The sequence below is a fragment of the Kurthia zopfii genome, from assembly GCF_003143955.1.
GTDB classification, from domain to species: Bacteria; Bacillota; Bacilli; order Bacillales_A; family Planococcaceae; genus Kurthia; species Kurthia zopfii.
The window spans coordinates 30388-56275 of sequence record NZ_QFVS01000001.1 but is presented as its reverse complement, the minus strand read 5'-3'; the positions used below and the strand labels follow the sequence as shown (position 1 = coordinate 56275).

The 25888-nt window shown below is 37.7% G+C and carries 21 protein-coding genes, 1 pseudogene and 1 other annotated feature; of the genes and pseudogenes, 3 read left to right on the top strand and 19 right to left on the bottom strand.

Features of this window, described 5'->3' with window-relative positions; all coding sequences use genetic code 11:
• Window positions 1-6: 6 nt before the first annotated feature.
• Both DF281_RS00255 and DF281_RS14850 read left to right on the top strand, forming a co-directional pair.
• Entirely contained in the window at window positions 7-831 is an 825-nt protein-coding gene (locus tag DF281_RS00255) for an ATP-grasp domain-containing protein (RefSeq protein WP_109348248.1), read from the top strand.
• Between the two features lie 283 nt (window positions 832-1114).
• Window positions 1115-1607 (top strand): annotated as a pseudogene (locus DF281_RS14850) (transposase); the annotation flags it as partial.
• 153 nt (window positions 1608-1760) lie between these two features.
• Here DF281_RS14850 and DF281_RS00240 read toward each other — a convergent pair.
• The 15 genes from DF281_RS00240 to DF281_RS00170 all read right to left on the bottom strand — a co-directional run bounded on the left by DF281_RS00240 (window position 1761) and on the right by DF281_RS00170 (window position 21518).
• On the bottom strand, window positions 1761-4409 hold the full coding sequence (locus DF281_RS00240) for a valine--tRNA ligase (RefSeq protein WP_109348245.1): 2649 nt from the start codon (window positions 4407-4409) through the stop codon (window positions 1761-1763).
• Window positions 4410-4478: 69 nt separating this feature from the next.
• Window positions 4479-4692: a binding site (T-box leader), on the bottom strand.
• 565 nt (window positions 4693-5257) lie between these two features.
• Window positions 5258-6550: a glutamate-1-semialdehyde 2,1-aminomutase gene (gene hemL / locus DF281_RS00235; RefSeq protein WP_109348244.1), complete on the bottom strand. Its 1293-nt coding sequence runs from the start codon at window positions 6548-6550 to the stop codon at window positions 5258-5260.
• A gap of 2 nt (window positions 6551-6552) precedes the next feature.
• On the bottom strand, window positions 6553-7536 hold the full coding sequence (gene hemB, locus DF281_RS00230; protein ID WP_109348243.1) for a porphobilinogen synthase: 984 nt from the start codon (window positions 7534-7536) through the stop codon (window positions 6553-6555).
• Window positions 7533-8294, bottom strand: a complete 762-nt coding sequence (locus DF281_RS00225; RefSeq protein ID WP_109348242.1) for a uroporphyrinogen-III synthase — start codon at window positions 8292-8294, stop codon at window positions 7533-7535. The genes hemB and DF281_RS00225 overlap by 4 nt, the downstream gene beginning before the upstream one ends.
• Window positions 8284-9216 (bottom strand): hydroxymethylbilane synthase, encoded by a 933-nt coding sequence (gene hemC / locus DF281_RS00220; protein ID WP_109348241.1) that lies wholly within the window; start codon window positions 9214-9216, stop codon window positions 8284-8286. Before hemC ends, DF281_RS00225 begins: the two co-directional genes overlap by 11 nt.
• Before the next feature lie 20 nt (window positions 9217-9236).
• Complete coding sequence (locus DF281_RS00215; protein ID WP_109348240.1) at window positions 9237-10067, bottom strand: cytochrome C assembly family protein; 831 nt, start codon at window positions 10065-10067, stop codon at window positions 9237-9239.
• An 88-nt stretch (window positions 10068-10155) separates the two neighbouring features.
• Window positions 10156-11520 (bottom strand): glutamyl-tRNA reductase, encoded by a 1365-nt coding sequence (hemA, locus tag DF281_RS00210; RefSeq protein ID WP_109348239.1) that lies wholly within the window; start codon window positions 11518-11520, stop codon window positions 10156-10158.
• A gap of 159 nt (window positions 11521-11679) precedes the next feature.
• Window positions 11680-12264: a precorrin-2 dehydrogenase/sirohydrochlorin ferrochelatase family protein gene (locus tag DF281_RS00205; RefSeq protein ID WP_109348238.1), complete on the bottom strand. Its 585-nt coding sequence runs from the start codon at window positions 12262-12264 to the stop codon at window positions 11680-11682.
• A 55-nt stretch (window positions 12265-12319) separates the two neighbouring features.
• Window positions 12320-12901 (bottom strand): ribosome biogenesis GTP-binding protein YihA/YsxC, encoded by a 582-nt coding sequence (yihA, locus tag DF281_RS00200; RefSeq protein WP_109348237.1) that lies wholly within the window; start codon window positions 12899-12901, stop codon window positions 12320-12322.
• Complete coding sequence (lon, locus tag DF281_RS00195) at window positions 12902-15226, bottom strand: endopeptidase La (protein WP_109348236.1); 2325 nt, start codon at window positions 15224-15226, stop codon at window positions 12902-12904. It lies immediately after the preceding gene.
• 167 nt (window positions 15227-15393) lie between these two features.
• Window positions 15394-16662, bottom strand: a complete 1269-nt coding sequence (clpX, locus tag DF281_RS00190; RefSeq protein ID WP_109348235.1) for an ATP-dependent protease ATP-binding subunit ClpX — start codon at window positions 16660-16662, stop codon at window positions 15394-15396.
• A gap of 280 nt (window positions 16663-16942) precedes the next feature.
• Entirely contained in the window at window positions 16943-18229 is a 1287-nt protein-coding gene (gene tig / locus DF281_RS00185; RefSeq protein WP_109348234.1) for a trigger factor, read from the bottom strand.
• Between the two features lie 105 nt (window positions 18230-18334).
• Window positions 18335-19318: a tetratricopeptide repeat protein gene (locus DF281_RS00180; protein WP_109348233.1), complete on the bottom strand. Its 984-nt coding sequence runs from the start codon at window positions 19316-19318 to the stop codon at window positions 18335-18337.
• A 270-nt stretch (window positions 19319-19588) separates the two neighbouring features.
• Window positions 19589-20782, bottom strand: a complete 1194-nt coding sequence (locus tag DF281_RS00175) for an NAD(P)/FAD-dependent oxidoreductase (RefSeq protein WP_109348232.1) — start codon at window positions 20780-20782, stop codon at window positions 19589-19591.
• A gap of 310 nt (window positions 20783-21092) precedes the next feature.
• The gene (locus DF281_RS00170) at window positions 21093-21518 is read right to left on the bottom strand and encodes a DUF1641 domain-containing protein (RefSeq protein WP_109348231.1); all 426 of its coding nucleotides are present in this window, start codon (window positions 21516-21518) and stop codon (window positions 21093-21095) included.
• Window positions 21519-22064: 546 nt separating this feature from the next.
• On the opposite strand from DF281_RS00170, the gene DF281_RS00165 reads away from it, so the two are divergent.
• A complete protein-coding gene (locus DF281_RS00165) occupies window positions 22065-22583 on the top strand; it encodes a ClbS/DfsB family four-helix bundle protein (protein ID WP_166636031.1) in 519 nt (172 codons plus the stop codon).
• Window positions 22584-22626: 43 nt separating this feature from the next.
• Here DF281_RS00165 and DF281_RS00160 read toward each other — a convergent pair whose 3' ends face one another.
• The 4 genes from DF281_RS00160 to DF281_RS00145 form a co-directional block, all read right to left on the bottom strand.
• The gene (locus DF281_RS00160) at window positions 22627-23664 is read right to left on the bottom strand and encodes an AbrB family transcriptional regulator (protein ID WP_166636030.1); all 1038 of its coding nucleotides are present in this window, start codon (window positions 23662-23664) and stop codon (window positions 22627-22629) included.
• 142 nt (window positions 23665-23806) lie between these two features.
• Window positions 23807-25015 (bottom strand): serine/threonine transporter SstT, encoded by a 1209-nt coding sequence (gene sstT / locus DF281_RS00155; RefSeq protein ID WP_109348228.1) that lies wholly within the window; start codon window positions 25013-25015, stop codon window positions 23807-23809.
• A 252-nt stretch (window positions 25016-25267) separates the two neighbouring features.
• Window positions 25268-25603, bottom strand: coding sequence for a hypothetical protein (locus DF281_RS00150; protein ID WP_109348227.1), 336 nt, complete (start codon window positions 25601-25603; stop codon window positions 25268-25270).
• Window positions 25540-25866 carry a hypothetical protein gene (locus tag DF281_RS00145; protein WP_109348226.1) on the bottom strand — a complete coding sequence of 109 codons (327 nt, stop codon included), beginning with the start codon at window positions 25864-25866 and terminating at the stop codon, window positions 25540-25542. Before DF281_RS00145 ends, DF281_RS00150 begins: the two co-directional genes overlap by 64 nt.
• Between the last annotated feature and the right edge of the window lie 22 nt (window positions 25867-25888).

Here is a 25888-nt window from a genome sequence, read left to right as displayed (position 1 = left end):
GACGATTTGAAAAAAGCTTTTATCGTCTACGAAAAAACTGATGCCTTAAAAAATATGGCTTTTATCGAGCAGTTAATCGAGGCTGGTAAGAATTACGATTTAGAACTGCAATTAGCATTAACAAATAATTTTTCAGTTAGCGAACTTGTCGCTCATTGTCAAAACGCTCAATTTGTTTTTTATCGAGCGAGAAATTGTGACTATGTAACATCATTAGAACAAGCGAATATACCTGTTGTAAATAGTAGCCATGTAAATGCATTGGCTAATAATAAATATATGACCTTACAATTCGCTCGAACGCTAGGCATTCCAACGGTTCCCCTTTTCACTGAACCAGAACAATATGAATACCCACTTGTCTTCAAAACGGTCGATGGTCACGGTGGTGCAGAAGTTGTACTTTGCCAAGACAATGCAGATTTATGCGTTTGTCAGAAGCAATACGAAGATCGCTTAACACTCGTACAGCCTTATATCGAATCAAATGCGACAGATGTACGTGTATGGGTGCTTGGTAATCAAGTAATCGGCGCTGTGAAACGCCAAGGTAAAGAGGATTTCCGTTCAAATCTGACGCTTGGTGGATCAATTGAGCGCTATGAACTAAACCATTTGCAGCTTGACCATGTTCATGCGATGCAAAATGCGATTAAGAGTGATTATATCGGTATGGACTTCTTATTATTAGAGGATGGCACATGGCTATTAAATGAAATAGAAGATCCAGTAGGTGCTCGTTCATTCTATGATTTATATGAAGAGAATTTGCCTGATTTATTAATGAAATACTTAGTTGGGCGTTATGCCTATGAATCATTTATATTTTAATGAACTAGAAATCACTTCGGTGGTTTCTTTTTTTATCCTTACAAAAGGTTCTATTATATATGTTGGGGTCTTAAAATAATTCACGTTGTAACTTTCAGAAATAACGAATGCTTTCCGCCGACAAGTGCCGCACTATTTCTTTCCACTTGTTTTTCGGCAGGAGTCCTCGTTATTTCTTTCAATGTTGATCTATGTGAAAAAAGGCAAAAAAAAGCACAGTTTCACCAATTCCTTTATACTTAAAATGCTAAGTAATAAGCTAAAGAAGGGTGAGCTATGCTATATGAAGTCTATCATGAATATTCCAGGATTAAAAGATGTTTTAATCACAAAAATTGAAGAAATCGAGGGAAAGTATGCCCTTTATATTGAGATGACTTAGGTTCCTCATACTTGCCCATCTTGCCATTCCATTACTTCGAAAGTACATGATTATCGAATCCAAAGAATTAGTCATTTAAAATAGTTTGAAAGATTAACGTTGCTTTACTATAAACGCCGTCGTTATTCTTGTTCTTGCGGGAAACGTTTTTCAGAAAAGTCCTCTTTCATTGATTGATACCAACGCTGGGAAATTCCAATTAGTTATTGCCAATGCGGAAGCACATGAACCAATCGATATTCTGCCCAATCGAAGAAAAGATACGATTAAACAATATTTACAAAAATATGGTGATCAAGTAGAAATCGTTGTAATGGATATGAATCAAAGTTTCAAAGCAGCTGTTAAAGAAGCCTTGAATCGACCTGTCATAATTGCGGTTCGATTTCATCATTGACGTTATATCTATTGGGCTTTGGATAAGGTGCGTCGTTCTGTTCAAGGTGAATGAAATTGAAAATCCAATTTCATTCACCCCAACATTTGACACAGAGCCATACAAAAAAACTTCGGCAGTTCAAAACTACCGAAGTCTTTCCTATTTCAATTACATATTTTTAAGTTCAGCAATACGTTTTTCAACCGTTGCTTGTTTTTCAAGATAGTCAGTTTCTTTTTCGCGTTCTGCAGCTACTACTGCTTCTGGCGCACTGCCTACGAATTTTTCGTTGTTCAATTTACCTTGAACACGTTTTACTTCTTTATTCCATTTATCAAGTTCTTTTTCAAGACGAGCAATCTCATCTTCAACATTGATTAAACCTTTAAGTGGTAAGAATAATTCAGCACCTGAGATAACTGCTGACATCGTTTGACCTTCTGGTTCAACGTTTAAGCCAATTGTTAATGTTTCAGGGTTACAGAATTTTTCGATATAGCCTTTATTCGCTTCAAGTACTACTTTTTCAACATCTGATTTAGCAGAGATGAACATTGGTACTTTTTTGCTCATTGGTGTATTTACTTCTGCACGAATGTTACGAACAGCATGGATAATATCCATTAGTAATTGCATGTTTTTCGCTTCTTCTTCGAAATGAAGATCTTCGCGAACTGTTGGCCAAGCTGCATTTACGATTGTGTCGCCTTCGTGTGGAAGGTGTTGCCAAATTTCTTCTGTAATGAATGGCATTAATGGGTGTAGTAGACGCATTGTTTGGTCTAAAACATATGCTAATACAGAACGAGTTGTTTTCTTCGCTGCTTCGTCTTCACCGTATAATGGAAGTTTCGCCATTTCGATGTACCAAGAACAGAAATCATCCCAGATGAAGTTATTTAAATAACGACCAACTTCACCGAATTCGTATTTATCAGCAAGCTCAGTAACTTTTTCGATTGTTTCGTTTAAGCGCGTTAAGATCCATTTATCTGCAACAGATTTTTCGCCTGTTAAATCGATTTCGTCGTAAGTCATGCCTTCCATATTCATTAATGCGAAACGAGAAGCATTCCAAATTTTGTTTGAGAAGTTCCAAATCGCTTCAACTTTTTCAGTTGTGTAACGTAAATCTTGACCTGGAGAAGAACCAGTTGCTAAGAAGAAACGTAATGAATCTGCACCGTAGTCTGCGATTACATCCATAGGATCTACACCGTTTCCTAGTGATTTAGACATTTTACGACCTTCGCCATCACGTACTAAACCGTGGATTAATACGTCTTCGAATGGACGCTCGCCTGTGAATTCTAATGAAGTGAAGATCATACGAGAAACCCAGAAGAAGATGATATCGTAACCAGTTACTAATGCACCGTTCGGGAAGTATTTTTTAAAATCTTCAGCATCGCCATCAGGCCAACCCATTGTAGAGAACGGCCATAGTGCAGATGAGAACCAAGTATCTAGAACGTCATTATCACGTGTCCAGTTTTCTTCATCTTCTGGTGCTTCTTTACCAACATAAAGTTCACCAGTTTCGTTATGATACCAAGCTGGAATTTGGTGACCCCACCATAATTGACGAGAAATACACCAGTCATGAACATTTTCCATCCAACGTGTATAAGTGTTTTCGAAACGTTGTGGAACGAAATTAACTTTTTCGTTTTCTTTCTCTTGTAATGCTAGAGCTTCTTTCGCAAGTGGTTCCATTTTAACAAACCATTGTTTAGAAAGGTACGGCTCTACTACTGCACCAGAACGTTCAGAGTGACCTACTGAGTGTAAATGTTCTACGATTTTAATTAGTACTCCTTGTTCTTGAAGATCTTTCACGATTTCTTTACGGCATTCGAAACGATTCATACCAGCGTATTTGCCAGCCCTATCATTCATCGTACCATCGCCATTCATAACCATGATGCGTTCTAAGTTGTGACGGTTACCGACTTCAAAGTCATTCGGGTCATGCGCTGGCGTCATTTTAACAACACCTGTACCGAATTCAACATCTACGTAATCATCTGCTACGATTGGTAATTCACGACCTACGATTGGTAGAATCGCTGTTTTACCGATTAAGTGAGCATAACGTTCATCATTCGGGTTTACTGCAATACCAGAGTCACCAAGCATTGTTTCTGGACGAGTTGTAGCGATTTCTACTTTTTCATCGCTATCTTTAATTTGGTATTCCATGTGGTAGAAAGCACCTTGAACATCTTTGTAAATTACTTCGATGTCAGATAATGCTGTTTGAGCTGCTGGATCCCAGTTAATAATGCGTTCGCCACGATAGATTAAATCTTTTTCGTATAATTTAACGAAAACTTCTTTAACCGCTTCAGAAAGACCATCATCTAATGTGAAACGTTCACGAGAATAATCTAAAGCTAATCCTAGTTTTGCCCATTGTGAACGGATTGTAGAAGCATATTCTTCTTTCCACTCCCATGTTTTTTCTAAGAATTTTTCACGACCAAGGTCATAACGAGATACGCCTTGTTCACGTAGTTTTGCTTCAACTTTTGCTTGTGTTGCAATCCCAGCGTGGTCCATTCCTGGTAACCAAAGTGCATCGTAACCTTGCATGCGTTTCATACGGATTAAAATATCTTGTAAAGTCGTATCCCAAGCGTGTCCAAGGTGTAATTTACCTGTTACGTTTGGCGGTGGAATTACGATTGAGTATGGTTCTTTTCCACTTTCAGGTTGTGCTTTAAAACAGTCTTTTTGTAGCCACCACTCATAACGACCAGCTTCAACTGCTTGCGGGTCATATTTCGTTGGCATTGAAATTTCTTTTTCTGACATGTTGGTTTCCTCCTTTAAAATGACGCTCCAATAAATTTAGGCATAAAAAAAATCCCCATCATCCTATATGAAAAGGACGAGAGAACTCCGCGGTACCACCTTTATTCCAGCACAAAAGACTGGCAACTTCATTGGATAACGGTCTCTAAACCGAATCTCGCTACTATTAGTTCACGAAATCTGCTCATGGGCTACCTTCAGGTAATTTTCTTGAGGAACTCTCACCAACCGTTCCCTCTCTCAACAAGAAAAGTAACTTACTCCTCCCAGTCAAAGCAATTGTTTATTTGAATAATTCTTATTGTAGCCGAAAGCGATTCGTTTGGCAATAGTGAACTCCTAAGGAATTGATGACTCTTGAGAAAATCTTTTCTGAGTCAATTAGTAGGTTGATTGACTGTAAAGATGGATGTCCCCTTTTTTTCTTATGCATCATCTTTGAAAGAAATAACGAGGATTCCGGCCGAAAAGCAAGTGTGTAGTAATCTTTTCTTTGTCTAGATATTCCGCATATGATCGAGCGTGATTTGCTTTTCGTTTCTTTGTCTAGCTAGCTTGTTCCACTACTCTCTTTGAGTCACTTCGAAAACTCGGGGAAAAGTGGTGAAGCTTTTACTTTTCCTTCGTTTTCTGCAGTGCTCTCGAGATAAACGAGCCACCTTCACTTTTCTTTCCCTGTCTAGCAAATTCACGCTATATGCTATGGGATACTTCAGGTTTTCGGGAGAAAGTGATGGGGCTTTTACTTTCTCTTCAAACCTTGCAGTACCCTCGCATATGATCGAGCGTGATTTGCTTTTCGTTTTTAAAAAGCCTCCTAGTCTACACGACTAGAAGGTCAAATATCATTATCTTTTCAATTGTTTAAATGCATTTTGGAAAGCTTTAATCGTATGATCAATATGTTCTTCCGTATGTGCAGTTGATACGAATACGCCTTCGAATTGTGAAGGTGGTAGGAATACGCCTTGTTGCGCCATTAATCCATAGTATTCTGCGAATAATTGTAAATCAGATGTTTTCGCTGTATCAAAATCAATAACTTTTTCATTCGTTAAGAAATAGCCAATCATTGAACCAGCGCGGTTTACAGTATGCGGAATATTGTAAGTTTCAGCTGCTTCGCGGAATCCAGCTTCTAAACGGTCACCAAGTTTTTCGAAATGTTTGTATGAATCTTCCGTTAAATGTTGGATTGTTTCTAAACCTGCTGTCATAGCAAGTGGATTACCTGAAAGTGTTCCTGCTTGATAGATTGGACCAGCTGGAGCGATTTTCTCCATAATGTCACGACGACCACCGAAAGCACCTACTGGAAGTCCGCCACCGATTACTTTACCTAAACAAGTTAAATCAGGCGTTACTCCGTAGTAACCTTGAGCTGAATGATATCCAACGCGGAAACCAGTCATTACTTCATCAAAGATTAGGATTGTGCCAGCTTTAGTCGTTACATCACGTAACCCTTCTAAGAAACCTGGAAGTGGTGGAACGCATCCCATATTCCCTGCAACAGGTTCTACGATCACTGCGGCAATTTCTTCACCATACTTCTCAAACACTTGCAAAACAGCTTCTAAGTTGTTGTAAGGCACTGTTAAAGTGTTCTGAGCGATTGACATTGGTACTCCAGGGCTATCTGGTAAACCTAAAGTCGCTACACCTGAACCCGCTTTAATTAATAATGAATCACCATGACCATGATAAGAACCTTCAAATTTCAAGATTTTATCGCGACCAGTGAAGCCACGCGCTGCACGAATTGCTGACATCGTAGCTTCCGTACCAGATGAAACCATACGAATCATCTCTACAGATGGAACGCGTTTGATTACTTCTTTTGCTAATTCATTTTCAATTTGAGTTGAAGCTCCGAATGATGTACCTGTAGTAGCTACTCTTTGGATCGCTGATACAACGTCAGGGTGAGTATGACCAATAATTAGTGGACCCCATGATAATACATAGTCAATGTAGTCATTCCCATCAACGTCTGTGATGATTGCGCCATGCCCTTTTTCCATAACGATTGGTTCTTGTTCTACTGCTTTGAATGCTCGAACGGGACTGTTTACGCCACCCGGCATTAAGTTTTCTGCTTCAGCGAAAATTTCGCGTGATTTATCGAAAGTACGTGTCATCTCTATTTCTCCTCCAACCAACGTGCTGCATCTTTCGCGTGGTACGTCATAATTAAATCTGCACCCGCACGTTTCATACTTAATAATGTTTCAAGAACTGTTTTCTTCTCGTCCATCCAACCGTTTAATGCGGCTGCTTTTACCATCGCATATTCCCCTGATACATTGTATGCAACTACTGGAATGTCAAAGTTATTTTTCACATCACGAACGATGTCTAAGTAAGATAATGCAGGTTTTACGATTAGGAAATCTGCGCCTTCTTCTACATCCGAAGTTGCTTCACGCATCGCTTCCATTCGGTTTGAAGGGTCCATTTGATACGATTGACGATCGCCGAATTTTGGTGCGCCATCCGCAGCTTCACGGAATGGACCGTAGTAAGCAGATGCATATTTAACGGCATACGACATAATTGGAATATCTTCAAAACCAGCTTCATCTAAACCTTTACGGATTGCTGTTACGAAGCCATCCATCATATTTGAAGGTGCGATAATATCCGCTCCTGCTTTCGCTTGTGATACGGCTGTTTGTGCTAATAAATCAAGTGAAGGATCATTCAAAATACGTTCATCTTCTGATACAACACCACAATGTCCATGCGAAGTATATTCACATAAACAAGTATCTGCAATGACCATCACTTCTGGGTAATTTGTTTTTACGAAACGAGTCGCTTCTTGTACGATTCCATGATCATGATAAGCTTGAGAACCTACTGCATCTTTCTCCGCTGGTAAGCCGAAAAGAATCACTGAAGGAATACCTAATGAAACAACCTCGTCCATCTCCTCTTGAAGACGGTCAATTGAAAATTGATAAACGCCTGGCATTGAAGCAACAGGATTTTTAATATTTTCCCCTTCCATTACGAAAATCGGGTAAATGAAATCTTCTTTATGAAGATATGTTTCTTTTACCATTGCGCGCATTGTCGGGTTTTGTCTTAAACGTCTATGTCTTTTAAATTGTAAGTTTGTCATTGTTCTAGTTCCTTTCGTATTGCGATTTCGTCTATAACACTTTCCATCGTATAAACAGATGGTTGAATTATATCTACTGCTCCATATTCGCTCAATTTAGCCTCTGTAATATGCCCAATTGCTGCAACTTGAAGCGTGTTCCAATTGATTGAAGGGAGTATATATTGCGCAAAAGTATCGACTGCTGAAGGACTTGCGAAAACGACTGTACATTTTTCTTTAGAAAGGAGTTCACGCATTTCTTCCAAATATTTCGTACAGACCACAGTTTCGTAAATCGTCCAAATTGCGAGTTGACAATGAAGTCCATCTTTTAACGTATCCTTCGCCATCGAACCTTTCATAAACATACATTGGTCGCTGTTGTGAAGTATTTCGTTGAACTCGATGACCATGCAATCTGCACTGAAAGTAGTCGGCATGAAATCAATCGAAAAACCAAGTTCTTCAAGGGATTGTGCCGTTTTACTACCGACTGCAGCGATTTTTGAGCACCATTGATCTGCAGAAAATCGATACTTTTGTAATTTATTTGCGAATGCATGCACCGCATTTTGACTCGTAAAAATGAGCCAATCCATGTTTTGACTCTGATGTAGCAGTTGCTGATCTTCCATATTTTGAATTTCAGCCACTTCTATTAGCGGTAAATGAATTGCCTGACCACCTAAAGCCTCAATTTTGGACTGAGCTTTCTTCGTGATTGAGGTCCCTGTTAAGACGATTCGTTCACCAAGTAAGCGATTATTAGACTTCATCTTGCTCAGCTTTTACTTTTTGAATTAATTCATAAGCGCCTTGCTCAGTCAGTATTTTCGCTACTTCCTTACCTGCTAACACTGCATCCTTACTCACTACTGTATCAGAATAAAATACAGATGCATCTGGTGCTGCTACTAATCCTTCGAATGTAATTTCACCTTCGTTATACGTTGCATATCCTGCGATTGGCACTTGGCATCCGCCATCCATTGCTGTTAGGAATGCACGTTCAGCATGCGCTGTTTCCCAAGTGGCTTTGTCTGTCATTTTAGACAATGCTTCTAGTAATTCCGTATCGTTCGCACGGCATTCTATCCCTAAAGAACCTTGTCCAACTGCTGGTACGCATAGTTCTGTTGACAGGAATTCCGTTACAACATCTTCAGACCAGCCAAGACGTTTAAGGCCTGCTGCAGCTAAAATAATCGCATCGTATTCTTCCGTTTCTAATTTTGCTAAACGTGTATCAACATTACCGCGGATCCACTTAATATTAAGGTCTGGACGCGCTTTAAGTAATTGCGCACTACGACGTAAACTTGAAGTTCCAACTGTCGCGCCCTCTGGCAGATCCATGAATTTTACATGGCCTGTTGAGATAAATGCGTCACGTGGATCTTCTCTTTTCGGAATACAACCGATTACTAATCCTTCAGGAAGAACTGCAGGCATATCTTTCATACTATGTACTGCAAAATCGATTTCTTCATCGAATAATTCTTGTTCGATTTCTTTTACGAATAACCCTTTACCACCTACTTTAGACAGTTGTACATCTAAAATACGGTCTCCTTTTGTGACGATTTCTTTGATCTCGAACTCAAAAGGAGCACCTGTTTTTTTCAGTTCATTAATGAACCAATTCGTTTGTGTTAAAGCTAATTTACTTCTTCTAGAACCTACAATAATTTTTCTCAAAATATAAGCCTACCCTTCTATTAATACCAAAAGTGAAAACCTGATAAACTACTTCCTAAAAAGAAATTAACAATGACGAAGATGAATGCATAAATATTAACCCATGCTAGCTTCGTCGTGTTCAATTTGCCTTTGTGATTCAAAAGGACAATGATGCAATAGCCTAGTAATGCAATGAATGATCCGATGATTTTCACATCGAAAACATTAAAGTGTGCAACTGTAAGATACGCCCACATTAGCCCCAATGTCAAACTAATAAATAAAATGGGTACGCCAATTACGATGGACCAAATCGCACTACTTTCCGCTTGTTGCAAAGATGGCAACCTCGTCCACTGCTTCGTCCATTGTTTCTTTTTTAATACATTATAAAGGATTAAATATAATGTGGAGAAAACAAATGATAAAGAAAATGCAACATATGACAAAATTGCGAACATTACATGAATTAATAGCAATTCTGACACTAAACTATCACCAACTGGCGACTGCGCAATTTGCGTCGGTGCAAATGTGTGGATGACCATGAAGATAAATCCAATAATATTAATGAAAAATACCGGTAAATCTACACGATAAACACAGTGTAGAAGGATTGAAATCGAAACGAGCAACCAACTATAAAAGTAAATCCCCTCGAATAAAGATAGTAATGGGAATCGCTGTGTTTCAATCATATAGACAACTAGAAAAATTGTCTGCAAAATCCACACGACTGAAATAAACCAAAATGCGACACGATGTGCTTTGGCGTTTTTCTTTAAATAATCTACAAAATAAAATATGATAGCGATTGCATAGAGTACTACGATCGCCTCATGTAATCGCGTCATGGCTAAGTCTGACATTCGATACTCCCCTTATTTGACGTCGAAAAAAAACGTTCTCGCACCTATAGTCTATCACATAGATTCGAAAACGCTCTTAATTCAGCTCTTAAAATGATAATTTCGGTTCGACAATTGAATCTTCTTGCGCTGCTTTTTGACGGCGCTCTTTTTCATGAAGTTGTTGTTTTTCACTTTGAATTTGTGTTTCTTCTTCAATACCGAATATTTTTTGGAATAATTGAAGTTGCTTCTCTGCTTCTTTCGATCCCGCTAATTCTTTCAGTTGAAGAATTGGATCTTTCAGCAGTTGGTTAATGATTGATTTCGTATGTTTCGATAATACTTTACGCTCACGATCTGTTAAATCTGGCATTTTATTTTCGATACTCGACATCGTTTCCTCTTGGATACGGTTCGCTTTTTGTTGTAATGCCGAAATAACCGGTACAACACCTAGTTTGCCCATCCAATCTTTGAAGTCCTCGATTTCCGAAACAATCATTGTCGAAATTTGATTCGCAGCGCGTTCACGTTCTGCTAAATTCGCCTCGACAATACCGTGTAAATCATCAATATCATATAAGAAAACATTGCCAAGATCGCCCACTCGCGGATCGATATCACGTGGTACTGCGATATCCACCATGAATAGCGGCTTACCTTTTCTTAATTTATCGACAAATTGCATCAATTCATAATCGATGACATAATCCGTCGCTCCAGTTGAAGTAATTAAAATATCAGCTTCTAAAAGTGTACATTGTAATTCTTGCATGGATTTTGGCGTACCATCGAATTTTTCAGCTAATAATTCAGCTTTTGAAATTGTACGGTTGATGACGGTCACTTTACCTACACCGCTACCGTATAAATTCTCCATCGCTAACTCGCCCATTTTGCCCGCGCCTAAAATCGCCACATGTTTATGAGCTAGTGAATTAAATATTTTCTTACCAAGTTCGACTGCAGCATAAGATACAGATACGGCATTTTCACCGATTGCTGTCTCACCATGTGCTTTTTTCGCAAAAGTAACACTTTGTTTGAATAGTTGATTGAACATTGTTCCTGTTGTACCGATTTCCTGCGCTTCAAGGAAACTGTTCTTCACTTGCCCTAGAATTTGCGTCTCACCTAAAACCATTGAGTCAATCCCAGCAGTTACTTTGAATAAATGTTGGATAGATTGATCATCTTCACGGATATAAAGATGGTTATCAAATTCTTCTACAGGCATTTTAAACCAATCAGCTAAAAACTGTTTGATTTGAGTGCGACCAGCTTGCGTATCTTCCACAACAGTATAAATCTCTGTTCGGTTACAAGTTGATACAATGACATTTTCTAAAACACTTTTTTCATTTTGTAATGCTCTCATAGCATCAGCAAGTGCATTCTCGTTAATTGAGAATTTTTCACGAACTTCGACTGGAGCAGTTTTATAATTTAATCCTACGACCATTGTATGCATGAAATCATACACCTCTCACGTTCTATAATTGACGAATATTATTATAACACAGTATTTCACTAAGTATTGAAATGTCATACAATGTTAGAATTCCTGTCATATTTACATTAGAATGATTCTCACATAAGTTTAGCAAAAGTACTCATACTATTCAATAATTTAGTTTAGAGTAGGTATGAATTTCTTGATTTCCAGCCATCTTTCTTCATCCGTCATCGAAATGAATCGCTCAGCTACAACATACCGTAGCAATGCTTTATTGTCTTTATGCTCAGCTCGTACTGCTTTTAAAAAGGTCAGATACCCTTCGTAATCCTCATCGAAAGTTGTTTCTAATTTCTGTTTAATTGTTTTTGATAAAAAAGGACTCGCCCCACCTGTCGTCCAAGAAATGACAAAATCACCTCTATGTATGGCAGATGGTAATAGACAATTCCCCTTCTCAACTGCATCAGTCCGGCATACAAACTGTTTTGCCTGTTGCGAAATAACTGTATTCACTTGTGTGTTATTCGTTGCTGCAATGACAAGTTCATATTTACTCGCCTCTCCATCGATGTATGGACGTTCGAGAAAATCAGCATTTTCTTCGTGTTGAAAAGCTTCACAAAACTGTTCTGCTACAACCGTGATATTCATTTTTGCTTCTTTACATAATTTGTACTTATTCCAAGCAATTCGACCGCCACCTACAATTAATACATGACAATCTTTATTTTTTATAAATATCGGCAAATATGACATTGTCCAACTCCCCTTATAAAAAAGGAGCGACCATTGAAGGTCACTCCTAAATTTATTACATACGACTTTCGATTTCTGCCCAAGCTTCGTCGAAACCCATACCTGTTTCAGATGAAAAGACGATTAGTGGATCACTTGGAACCATGTCTAATGTTGTTTTCACAAGTTTCTTTTGTTTTGGCCATTGCGCTTTTTTCACTTTATCAGCTTTTGTCGCAATAATAATAACCGGAATATCGAAGTGTTTTAAGAAATCATACATCATGCAATCATCCGCAGATGGTGCGTGGCGTAAATCTACAATTTGAACGACTGCTTTTAAAGGTTCACGATCTGTGAAATACATCTCGATCATTTTACCCCAAGCTTCACGCTCAGTTTTCGATACTTTTGCATAACCGTAACCAGGTACGTCTACGAAAAATAGTTGTTCTTCAATTTTGTAAAAGTTTAAAGTTTGAGTTTTCCCAGGTTTTGAAGAAATACGAGCTAAACTTTTACGACCGATCATTTTGTTGATGAAAGAAGATTTCCCTACGTTTGAGCGACCTGCTAACGCGAATTCTGGAAATCCGTCTTCTGGGTATTGATTAGGGCGTACTGCACTAATCACCATTTCTACATTGTGGACTTTCATTTATTTCCCTCCGTCTAACGCTATTTTCAATACCTCGTCCGCGTTTGACACTAACTTAAATGTAAGTTCATTTCGTACACTTTCTGGTATATCATCAATATCTGCTTCGTTCTTTTTCGGAATAATAATCGTTTTTAAACCAGCACGATGCGCACTAATCGATTTCTCTTTTAGACCACCGATTGGTAATACACGACCGCGAAGTGTGACTTCACCTGTCATTCCTACTTCTTTTTTAATTGGTCTCTCTGTTATTGCTGAAACAATTGCTGTCACCATCGTCACACCTGCAGATGGGCCGTCTTTAGGCACTGCACCTTCTGGAACGTGGACATGGACATCATGCTCTTCGAAATAATTTGATTCCACTTTTAACAAGTCTAACTTAGATCGGACAAATGATAAAGCAGTTTGTGCAGACTCTTTCATTACATCACCTAATTTACCTGTTAAAATAATTTTACCTTTACCTGGTGTAATTGAAACCTCAATCTGTAATGTATCGCCACCAACAGTCGTATATGCTAGTCCTGTCGCTACGCCTACTTGATTTTCCGCTTCCATTTCACCATGTGAGAATTTATGCTTCCCTAAGTAATCCGTAACATTTTTTGAAGTGACAATTACTTTTTTCTTTTCTTCCATGACGATCTGTTTTGCTGCTTTTCGGCAGACAGATGCAATTGTACGCTCTAATCCACGCACACCTGCTTCACGCGTATAATAACGAATGATATCAGTTAAGCCGTCTTCACGGAATTGTAATTGTGATTTCTTCAAACCATTCTCTACTACTTGCTTAGGTGCTAAATGGTTTTTCGCAATTTGTAACTTCTCTTGCTCCGTATATCCACCGATTGAGATGATTTCCATACGATCACGCAATGGACCTGGAATTGAACCTAAATCATTTGCAGTCGCAATGAACAATACATTTGATAAATCATATGCTTCTTCAATGTAGTGATCGCTAAATGAATTATTTTGCTCAGGATCCAACACTTCTAACATCGCTGCAGAAGGATCTCCTCTAAAGTCATTCGACATCTTATCAATTTCATCTAGTAGGAATACAGGATTTTTCGTACCTGCTTTTTTCATTCCTTGAATGATACGACCAGGCATAGCACCTACGTAAGTTCTTCTATGACCACGAATTTCTGACTCATCTCGTACGCCACCAAGCGATACGCGAACGAATTCACGATTTAATGAAGCTGCAACAGACTTCGCAAGGGATGTTTTACCTACCCCTGGAGGTCCTGCTAAACAAAGGATCGGCCCACGTAGTGAACTTTTCAGTTGTGTAACAGCTAAGTATTCTAAAATTCGTTCTTTCACTTTTTCAAGGCCATCATGATCTTCATCTAAGATTTCCTGTGCCTTTTTGATGTCTTTACGATCTTCAGTCTCTTTCGTCCATGGTAATGCGACCATCCAATCAAGATAATTGCGGATGACACCACTTTCAGCTGCTTGTGCTGGTAATCTTTCGTAGCGTTTTAATTCCTTCAAAGTCGCTTTTTCGACATTTTCAGGCATTTTTGCTTCGAGAATTTTAGTTCGTAATTCAGAAATTTCATCTGTCTTACCATCAGCTTCACCAAGTTCTTCTTGAATCGCCTTCATTTGCTCACGTAAGTAAAAGTCTTTTTGTGACTTCTCAACTGAACGCTTCACTTTAGAATGGATTTTCTTTTCGACATTTAAGATTTCTTGTTCATCAAAAATACGTTGTACAAGAATATTCAAACGTTTTTCAACATCTGTTGTACGTAGAATTTCTTGTTTTGCGACCATTTTTAACGGTAGATGGCTAGCAATCGTGTCCACTAATAGGCCTGGTTCTTCGATTTCTTCCGTCGTATCCATCAACTCAGGAGAAATTTTACTTGAAGCTTTAATATATTTGGCGAATGAAGTAACTAAAGTACGCATTAACGCTTCGATTTCAACTGTTTTCTCAGTTGAATCTTCAAACGTCTCAACGTCAACAACCGTCATTTTCTCTTCTTCAATGTAATCGATTGCTTTGGCACGACAAATACCTTCAACTAAAACTCTTGAAGTACCATTCGGTAGCTTAATAATTTGTTTAATCTTCGCAAGTCCACCCATGCTGTAGTAATCTGTAGCCTTTGGGTCTTCCTTCGCTATTTCCTTTTGTGTAACCAAGTAGATGATTTGATCATCCTTCATCGCTTGTTCAACTGCAACGATTGATTTTTCACGACCAACATCAATATGTAACAAAGTATGAGGGAAAATAATTAATCCTCTTAGAGGTAGCATAGGTATTCTATGTTTACTCATTTCACTTGTCATGCGGAACCACCTCCGTAGATTTAAAAAGAATATTGTTTATTCCTTAATTATAATGCATATCGACTAAAAACATGAAACTATAAGATTATTTTATATAAAAGAAAAAGCTGGCTATCGAAAATGTGCATAGTTTGCACTTATTCGAAGCCAGCCTTCCTTCATTTAAATTAGGCTGATGTTTTTTTATCGTCTGAATTTTTTACTTCAGTACCATCTTCTAATAAAAGTTTAGGATGAGCTTGTTCTGTAAGTGTTTCCTTCGTGATCACACATTTTGCAATATCGTCTCTTGAAGGTATTTCAAACATTACATCCAGCATAACGTTCTCAATAATCGAACGTAAGCCACGCGCACCTGTTTTGCGCTCAATCGCAAGTTTAGCAATTTCGTATAGCGCATCTTTATCGAACTCTAATTGTACATCATCTAACTCAATCATTTTTTCGTATTGTTTCGTTAATGCATTTTTAGGTTCTGTTAAGATTTGTACAAGTGCTTCCTCATCTAATTGTTCTAGACTAGCTAATACAGGTAGACGACCAATAAATTCAGGGATTAGACCGAATTTTAGTAGATCTTCTGGAATTAGATGTTTCATTAAGTTCTTCTCATCTGTTTCCTGCTTGTCTCCTGAACCGAAACCAATTACTTTTTGGCCCATACGGCGTTTAATAATTGATTCGATGCCATCAAATGCACCACCTACGATGAATAAAATATTCGTCGTATCGATTTGTAAAAATTCTTGATGTGGGTGTTTACGACCACCTTGAGGAGGAACGCTTGCCACAGTACCTTCTAAGATTTTTAGAAGCGCTTGTTGAACACCTTCACCAGATACATCACGTGTGATTGATGGGTTTTCAGATTTACGTGCTACTTTATCGATTTCATCGATGTAAATAATTCCACGCTCTGCTTTTTCGATGTCATAATCAGCAGATTGAATTAACTTTAATAAAATATTTTCAACATCTTCACCTACATAACCCGCTTCAGTTAATGAAGTTGCATCTGCAATAGCAAATGGTACATCAATAATACGAGCTAAAGTTTGAGCAAGTAATGTTTTACCGCTACCAGTAGGACCGATTAAAACAATGTTAGATTTAGATAATTCAACGTCGTCAACTTTACTATTTGAGTTTACGCGTTTGTAGTGATTATATACTGCAACCGATAGGGCTTTTTTAGCACGTTCTTGACCAATGACATAACTGTCCAATGTATCAAGAATTTCCTTTGGTGTAGGAATATCTTTTAGTTCCGTTTCAACTTCAGTTCCTAGTTCCTCAACTACGATCTCAGAACAAAGATCGATACATTCATCACAAATGTAAACGCCAGGACCAGCAACAAGTTTACGAACTTGTTCTTGTGGTTTACCACAGAATGAACATTTTAAATTACCATTTTCATCATTAAATTTGAACAATTATTTCACCCCTATTCAAGCAATTATATTACAAGATTATAATATATTTTTCAAACATTACGAACTGTAATGCGATTTTTTACTCATTTTTGAAATATGTATAAGTAAATTCCTTATCAATATGAAAACAAGAGACTTCCGTAAAAGTTAGAGACACAACAGAATTTTGTTTGTAGAGAAGGTAAACTCCTCTACTCCCTAAAATAAAGCGTGAGTGACTTCGTGGGCAGTCTCTTGTTCATTTTGTAATAGAATTAATCCTTATTACAAACTGTATGGATTACTCAGAAATTTTAGCGTTTTCTACTAGTAATTCAACAGTGTTTTGGATTTTGATATCGTGTTCTAAGATTGAAGTACCACCTAGAGCAGTTTTGATTTGTTCAGCATCCATGTTGAATTGAGCTGACATTTTTTCTAATTCTACTTCAAGAGCAGCTTCAGTAACTTCTAAGTTTTCTGCAGCAGCGATTGCTTCAAGAACTAATGATACACGTACGCGGCTTTCAGCGTCAGCAGTCATTTGTTCACGTAAAGCAGCTTCGTCTTGACCTGAGAATTGGAAGTATAATTCAAGGTTCATACCTTGTTGTTGTAAGCGTTGTTCGAATTCTTGCATCATACGGTTGATTTCAGTTTCGATCATGCCGTTTGGAATATCGATTGTTGCGTTAGCAGCAGCTTTTTCAACTAATTCGTCACGTAAAGTAGATTCAGCAACTTGTACTTTTTCTGCTTTCGCTTGTTCAGTTAATTTAGTGCGTAATTCGTCTAAAGATTTAACTTCAGGATCGATTTCAGTAGCTAACTCATCGTTTAATTCTGGAAGTTCTTTTGCTTTAACTTCGTGAATTGTTACTTTGAAAGTAGCAGGTTTACCAGCTAGCTCAGCAGCGTGGTATTCTTCTGGGAATGTAATTTCAACTTCTTTAGATTCGCCAGCTTTAGCGCCTACTAATTGCTCTTCAAATCCTGGGATGAATGAACCAGAACCGATTTCAAGTGCGTAGTTATCGCCTTTACCACCTTCGAATGCTTCGCCGTTAGCGAAACCTTCGAAATCGATTACAGCAGTATCGCCGTTTTCGATTGCGCCGTCTTCTTTAATTACTAATTCAGCAAGACGAGCTTGTTGCGCTTCGATTGCAGCAGTAATTTCTTCTTCAGTCACTTCAGTTGGTTGTTTAGTTACTTCTAAACCTTTGTATTCGCCAAGTTGAACTTCAGGGCGTAATACTAATTTAGCAGTGAAAGTGAATGGAGCATTTTTTTCGATTTTTTCGAAATCGATTTCTGGTTGATCAACTGGTTCTACGTTAGCTTCAACAATAGCTTTAGGGTAGTTTTCGTTGATTAGAATTTCTAGTGCATCTTGGTATAAAGATTCAGCACCGAAACGTTGTTCGAACATTTGACGAGGCATTTTTCCTTTACGGAAACCTGGTACGTTGATTTCTTTTACTACTTTTTTAAACGCTTGGTCTAGAGCTGCGTTTACTGTTTCAGCTGGTAATTCAACTGTTAATAAACCGTTGTTACCTTCTTGTTTTTCAAATTTAACTGACATTAATATAACCTCCAAAAATAAATTCAAAGCGCTTTAAAAGCGTTCTTTATTACGACTTTGACAACTGTTTTAGTATATCATAGTTCTACATAGTTTCAACAAATTTCATACTTCTGGTAAGTGAGAATTTACTTCGAGATCTTCAATTATAGAAATCATTTCATTCATTTCAGGATTTGACTGTCCAAAAATCATATGAATAAAGTCAACATATCCTTGCGCTACTTCATTCGGCTCATGGCCAAACCACTCAAATGGGTAGGATGCTAAAATATGTCTTGTAATCATAGGTTTCGCTACTTCATACATACTGCTTTCTTTTAATAAAAGGTCCTCGATTAACGATAAAACTTCCTTCGTGACTGGCAATTCTTCTGGAAAAGCTAGTTTTGAAGTATTCACCGACTCGGAATGACCAAATTTCTCAACTTGAACCTCGCATTCCACTTGTTGGACTACTAACATATATAAAGCTACACTACGAATAATCGGATGTAAATCCATATCTTCGATTATTGCAATAATTTCTTCGACAATTGGTCTAATATTCATATTTTCTAACATAGATACATGTTGCATTTGCGTATAGATAGGTAGGGATTTAAACATGTCTAACTCGAACATTTCATTAGAAGGTGTTTCAACTGTCACCGCTTCTTCTGACAAGCCTGTTAGTTTTTCACTTAAATTTAAAATACTTTGGAATTTTTCGATTGATGGTTCTGGGACAATATTTTCTTCTAATAAAGAACTTACGAGTTTATTGACATGATGAAAGTCTCTTAATTCCATACAAATCGACAAATATAATTCCATCGCTTCGATATATCGATCAGGGCCTAATGCTAAAAGCGTCTCCGCTACTTCCCTAGCTTCTTCAAACATTCTTAATTCATACAATGAATACGCGAATACAGCTAATGAATGCTCATCGCCATCTCCACACTTAAATGCTTCAGAAAACTTTTCAACTGCAGTTGAATAATCCAACTCTTCTGCAGCACTATGAGCTTCTGTTAAAAGTCGATCATACATCCCTGGAAACATGACGACATTTTTACTTAGAAATTTCACTTCTTTTTTCTTCAATTGTGCCACGCTCCTTTTGTCAATAGTAGTGTACCATAGGACATTTCCATTGAGAATCAATAGTCTATGTTTTTTATTTAAGACTTAAATATTCTTATAAAAGATGTTTAGCAAATCAATTTTCGGGAAAATAGTTATTAGAAATTCCCTTATAGGGGAAATGAGTGTGTTCATCCCCAATAGCGTCGGCTTGGTAATCCCCTTCCAAGTCGACATACATACATCAAAAAAGAGGATCGCATATGCGATCCTCTTTTGCTACATTAAGGCTTAGTATACTAATCCGTAAAGAGCTTTGATGTGTGATAAGTAACGAACGTTTGAAGCTTCCTTCATAAGTGTTGCAGCAAGACCTCTTAGTTCAGTGTTACTAGCACCTACAGTAGCTACGCCGTCTTTACGACCAAGTGAAGCTAATGTACCAGAATTAACTGGAGCAAACTCGTTCATTTCGCGACCATTTAAGTAAGCGAATACGTTGTAACCTACTAATTCACCCATTTGCCAAGCATTTTGTGCTGTTGGTGGGTAAGGACGATCCGTTTCTTTGTTAGCGCCAGGAGCGTATGCTGCTGCTGCGTCACCTACTACGAATACATCTTTATGTGAATCTGATTGTAGGAAATCATTTACTACTGCTTTACCACGGTTACAAACTAGACCTGACTCTTCTACCATAGGGTATTGAGCTACGCCACCAGTCCAAACAAGCGTGTTGGCTGTGATAGTTTGACCATCTTTAAGTGAGATTACGTTACCTTCAACTCCTGTTACTGGAAGACCTGTTAGGAATTCAACGCCACGATCTGTTAAAGATTTAGTAGCACGGTCGATTAAATCTTGAGGTAGTACTGGTAAGATTTTTGGACCTGCTTCTACAAGTTTAACTTTAAGATCTCTTGGTTGAACACCATATTTGATAGCTTCTTTAGTCATGTTGTCGATGATTTCACCAACAAGTTCAGTACCAGTTAAGCCACCGCCACCGATTACGATTGTTGCATCTGCTTCGTCACCTGATTTAGCGTATGCTTTAATGCGACCGATGATGTGTTCACGAATTTTGTTCGCGTCTTCAACTGATTTAAGAACCATTGAGTTTTCTTCTAATCCTGGGATACCGAAGAATCCAGTTTTAGAACCAACACCTACGATTAATACATCATATGATAATGATTCACCAGTTGATAATTTAACGAATTTTTCGTCAGCTGAGAATGAATCAGCTTTAGCAATTTTGATCTCGATATCTTTCCCTTTGAATAATTTCGTTAATGGGAATGAGATTGCTTGTTCTTTAACTGTACCACCAGCTAAACGGTGAAGTTCAGTGATGATTTGGTGAGTTGGGAATTGGTTTACAACTGTGATTTCTACTTCTTCTTTAGTTGCAAATTGACGTAAAGTTAATGCAGATAGCACGCCGCCATAACCTGCACCTAAAATGACGATTTTTTTTGACATTATAGTTAAACCTCCATATTACTAAGTGTTTTGAACCTTTCATGACTAAAGTCACGAGATTCTTGGGAAGAGAGCATACTTGATAGCGTATTTCTTTACTACTAGAGGTTTCTCTTATTTACCAAGCTAACCCCATAGTCCCTACGGTTGTTGTATACTTTCTGCTAACATACGTAATCATTAAATTTCAAAAAGGTATACAATATTTTATTTATAATCGGTTGTTTAATATAGCTGAAGCTATATTAAACAACCGAAGCCGATTCATCTACACGACTAAAGTAGCGAGTGTTCTCGGCTATTTCATAAACTATTTTGAAGCTTTGTTTTCTTTTGAAACTTCTAAGAAAGCGTTCGCAAAACGGAAGATACCTTGTACTTGTGGATCTTTTAACAGTTTTAGCATACCGAATAAACCAATTGTTTCTTGGCTTTCAGCAGCGCGGTCTTTTGCTTCAATTGCATTTGCAGCAAATGATTTAGCTGAAGTTACTACAGGTTGAGCCATTTCTGTAACTGCACCTACAGCGTCGTTGCGGAAAACATCATCCGTAGCTAAAGTTTGTGCTACATCATAAGCTTTCGTTAAAGTAGTCATCATTTCAGTTAATTTTGGTAACTGATCCACTAATGTAGTTAATGATGCTTGTACTTCTGGTTTTAATAATTGATCTAAAACATCTAATTGTTCTTGGCTTACTGCCGGTTGTACTGATTGAGTAGTCTGTTCTGACATATCCAATTCTCCTTTACAATAGCTATTTCTGTTTTCGGGAAAACCCGAACATTACTTCTTTTCAAGTGTTAGATTATTCATGTAACACGAGAATCGCTCTTACATCATGACACGTAATCGCTGAACCTGCAACATAGTAAGTAAATAACTAAGTTGACAGTTTTTTCAAACCCAAAAGACTTAAGAACTGAATTGTTTTCTGTAAAGCCGATTATTGCTTAAAAATAAGGAATAATCAAATTTTTCGAATCGGAAATTCAAGTAAATTCGAGCTCAAAATAAACAACAGATAGAACTTAAATTCACTATTAGGTTCTTTCATTTTTAACTTCCATAATGAATTATACACCCCTATATCGGTAATTCCAATAGAAGTGAGTTGATTTTTTTCTTGATTCAAGGCAATCTATTGTTAAAACATTCACAAAGTGCAATTATGACGGTATTTACACCGCATCAATTTATTTAAAAATATTTTAACATTAAAGAATCTTACTGCGAATTTGAGTATATTGGCCACCTAATTTTTGAAAGAAGGCGATAATATTGGCAAGAGCGAAGAATAAAACAGATTTAATCGAAAATGCGGAAACCAGCTTTGAAAAAATGATGCAACTAGTCGAAAGCTTCACGCCTGAACAACAGGAAAGCGACTTCCCGATGCCGACGATGAATCGCAATATTCGTGATTTACTGACGCATATCCATGAATGGCATCTGATGTTACTCAATTGGCATGAAACCGGTGAACGTGGTGAAAAACCCGAGATTCCAGCTCCTGACCACAACTGGAGAACGACGCCATTACTCAACAAGGAGATTCACGCTAAATACGAAAGTACATCGTTAAAAGATGCGAAAAACCTTGTAAATGACTCCCATATCCGAATAATGAAGTTAATCCACTCCTTAACAAATGACCAACTTTTCTTAAAAAACCAAGTATCTTGGACGAAATCTACTACACTTGGCGCTTATTTCATCTCTGCAACTTCAAGTCACTATGAATGGGCCATGAAAATTATGCGACAGTATGCACGATTGTTAAAGCACCCCAAAAAATAAAAACTTGGAAGAATGTGCGATTACATTCTTCCGAGTTTTTTTATTAATTCATTCTTTTTAAGAAATACGCGAGCAATGGTTGAATCAAGAACAGAATAAAGAATGCTCTGAACACTTGATATCCCGCTACGAGCGAGAGTTCTGCATCTACTGCATGGGCAATTGCCCCCATTTGATCCATGCCACCAGGCGCAAGGCTTAGAAGCGCTGTCGGTAAGTCTAAATCATTTAATTGTGCAAAAATCAGACCTAGCCCCATTGCGACAATGAACAATAATGCGGCACTAATTATAGCTAGAGAAATGGTCGTTCCCTTATTTTCAAGCTCTTTCGGTTTCATCATCAGACCTATATGGATTCCGATAACTAATTGAGCAAACTGTAGGACGCTTGAAGGTAGTTCTGTTGCTTCCATCCCTACTCCTTGCGCTAATGCTGTGACAAGTGCAGGAACGAGAAGAAATGCTGTAGGGAATTTTATTTTCTTTCCTATAAAGGAGGCAGCAACACAGATCGCTAAAATGAGGATTGTTTGCCAACTAAATGAAGACGCAACATCCTCAACTGCTCCACCAGTCGTATCCGCTCCAAGAAACGTCAGTACGAGAGGCATACCGATGACAATCATCATAAGACGAATTGTTTGAGTGACTGTAACAATCGTTAAATTCACGCCTTTCGTCTCTTCAGCCATGACCATTACCTGTGTCATACCTCCAGGAATACTACTAAGCAATGCTGTCGCATAATTGATTTTCGATATTTTGGCAACAATCCATGCGATCCCTGCACTTAATAGAATCAATAACATCGTCATGCCAAACATATACGGTAATTGACGACCAATCTCCTTTACTGCATCACCATCAAGCGCCAAACCAATCGTATAACCGATTAATACCATCCCAACACTTTTATATGTTTTAGGCCAGTAAAATAAATCTGGTTTCAAACTACTTCCTATTAATAAGAAAGTTAATGGCCCAAGTAACCATGGTACAGGAATTCCGATTATCGAAAATAGTAAACCTCCGATTGAACCGACGATGAAAGTAAAAAGTATTTTATGTAATTTATTCAATCGAACACTCCGTTCTAGGTTAGTACTTAAATAATCTATCCCATTAAGTGTAAATGAAATAAAGTACTAAGAGAACCACTTTGTCTCAAAGAAATGGATGTTTCAAAAAAAATAAACCCGACCGAAGTCGAGTTTATCATTATTATGCATTTTTACGATCGCTAGCATACTCTGCTGCTGCCGTGAAGACAACGTCACAAGATGAGTTCAATGCTGTTTCGCATGAATCTTGGATTACACCAATAATCATACCAACACCAACAACTTGCATTGCGATATCGTTTGGAATACCGATTAAGCTACAAGCTAGTGGGATCAATAATAATGAACCACCAGATACACCTGAAGCACCCGCTGCTGATACTGCTACTACGACCATTAAGATGATTGCAGTCATCATATCAACATGGACATTTAATGTATGTGCAGCTGCCATTGTTAAGACAGAAATCGTTACTGCCGCACCACCCATATTAATTGTCGCTCCTAATGGAATTGATACTGCGTAAGTATTTTTGTCTAAACCTAATTTTTCACATAAGCGAATGTTTACAGGAATGTTCGCCGCAGAACTACGAGTGAAGAACGCTGTCATTCCACTCTCTTTTAATGAAGTTAATACAAGTGGGTATGGATTACGACGTGCTACTACCCAGACGATTAATGGGTTCACCACTAATGCCATAAAGAACATACACCCTACTAAAATAATGATTAATGTACCATAATTTTTAAGTTCGCCAAAACCACTTGTTACGATTGTATCGAACATGATCCCGATGATCCCGATTGGTGCAAGTGTAATTACCCATTGCACAACTTTTGAGATTGCATCCGAGAAGTTAGAAATGGCAGATTTAGTCGTATCATTTGCTGCTTTAAGTGCAAGACCTAAAACGATTGCCCAAGCTAAAATACCGATGTAGTTTGCATTGATTAATGCGTCTACTGGATTCGATACGATATTTTGCAATAATGTTTGAACAACTTCACCAACACCTGATGGAGGCGTTAATTCTGTCTCACTTGGCTTAAGTGTTAAATTCACTGGGAATAATTTCGCAGCAATTACGCCGACTGTCCCAGCAATGAATGTACCGAAGATATATAAACCAACGATTGTTTTCATATTTGTTTTTGTGCCACCAACGTGACTAGCTAATGCATTCATAACAAGTACGAATACTAAAATTGGTGCTACGGCTTTTAATGCACCTATGAATAATGTTCCTAACATAGACAACCATGTTGCTTGTGGGAAAGCTACTGCTAAAAGAATACCGACAACGATCCCGATGATAATGCGAAGTACAAGACTCATCGCATTCCACTTCTGAATTAAAGTGCGCATTTCAAAACCCCCCAATAAATATAATAATATAATATAAAATAGTAGTGCTATAATTCCACCTGAGAAAACACTCTGTATTTCTATAAAATACAGTTTAACATAAATTGTACATTGTGTATTGTTTTTTTAACACTTTCGAAAATTTATTTCGTTTCATTGCCATTCGTTTATTTTTCCATAAAATTACTTGTAGTATTATTATAAAAAAGTAAAAAAAGAATCGGAATATCTCCGATTCTTCTTCAAATATCATTATTTAAGTTTTACATTGAATGGCTTTTCAATTAATGTATCATATGATTGATCATCATAAATTGTGAATTTACCTTCAATTGCCTCTTCAAATTTCGGCATTTCTTTGCCCTTCTCTACAAGTAGCTCGTCAAAAGTAATATCCGTTTTAGCCGTTTTCTTCGCCGCTACTGTTTCATCAAGGAATGATACATCATCTGCCATCACGCCATCGACAGAAATATGATCTGCATGAACTGAAATCGCTCGATCCGATTTATTTGTAATCTCAACTAATAATTTCGCTGTTTCACCGAAAATCGCACCTTTATATGTGGAGAATCCTGTAATAACCACTTTTGCATCTGCTGAATCAATAACAACAATATTTTCTTCTCTACTTTTTCTTGATCTTCTTTCGAATTTGAATCGCCAACGTTAGAAACTACCCTCTCTGTTCCAACGCTTCCTTTTTGTAATTCTTCATCTACAGCTTTAAACATCGCACCACAACTCCCGATTACCGTAATCACAAATATGAAAATCAGTACTAAAACCACCATCTTTTCTTTTTGAATCATGGTCTCTCTAACTTTTAGTAATGCCTTCTCTTTTTGCAACTCTTCTTTACTCTTTCCAATT

Coding starts and splice junctions, on each gene's coding strand:
- DF281_RS00240 (WP_109348245.1), bottom strand. CDS start 4,409: ATGTCAGAAAAAGAAATTTCAATGCCAACGAAATATGACCCGCAAGCA.
- hemL (WP_109348244.1), bottom strand. CDS start 6,550: ATGACACGTACTTTCGATAAATCACGCGAAATTTTCGCTGAAGCAGAA.
- hemB (WP_109348243.1), bottom strand. CDS start 7,536: ATGACAAACTTACAATTTAAAAGACATAGACGTTTAAGACAAAACCCG.
- DF281_RS00225 (WP_109348242.1), bottom strand. CDS start 8,294: ATGAAGTCTAATAATCGCTTACTTGGTGAACGAATCGTCTTAACAGGG.
- DF281_RS00215 (WP_109348240.1), bottom strand. CDS start 10,067: ATGTCAGACTTAGCCATGACGCGATTACATGAGGCGATCGTAGTACTC.
- hemA (WP_109348239.1), bottom strand. CDS start 11,520: ATGCATACAATGGTCGTAGGATTAAATTATAAAACTGCTCCAGTCGAA.
- DF281_RS00205 (WP_109348238.1), bottom strand. CDS start 12,264: ATGTCATATTTGCCGATATTTATAAAAAATAAAGATTGTCATGTATTA.
- yihA (WP_109348237.1), bottom strand. CDS start 12,901: ATGAAAGTCCACAATGTAGAAATGGTGATTAGTGCAGTACGCCCTAAT.
- lon (WP_109348236.1), bottom strand. CDS start 15,226: ATGACAAGTGAAATGAGTAAACATAGAATACCTATGCTACCTCTAAGA.
- tig (WP_109348234.1), bottom strand. CDS start 18,229: ATGTCAGTTAAATTTGAAAAACAAGAAGGTAACAACGGTTTATTAACA.
- DF281_RS00175 (WP_109348232.1), bottom strand. CDS start 20,782: ATGTCAAAAAAAATCGTCATTTTAGGTGCAGGTTATGGCGGCGTGCTA.
- DF281_RS00170 (WP_109348231.1), bottom strand. CDS start 21,518: ATGTCAGAACAGACTACTCAATCAGTACAACCGGCAGTAAGCCAAGAA.
- sstT (WP_109348228.1), bottom strand. CDS start 25,015: ATGCGCACTTTAATTCAGAAGTGGAATGCGATGAGTCTTGTACTTCGC.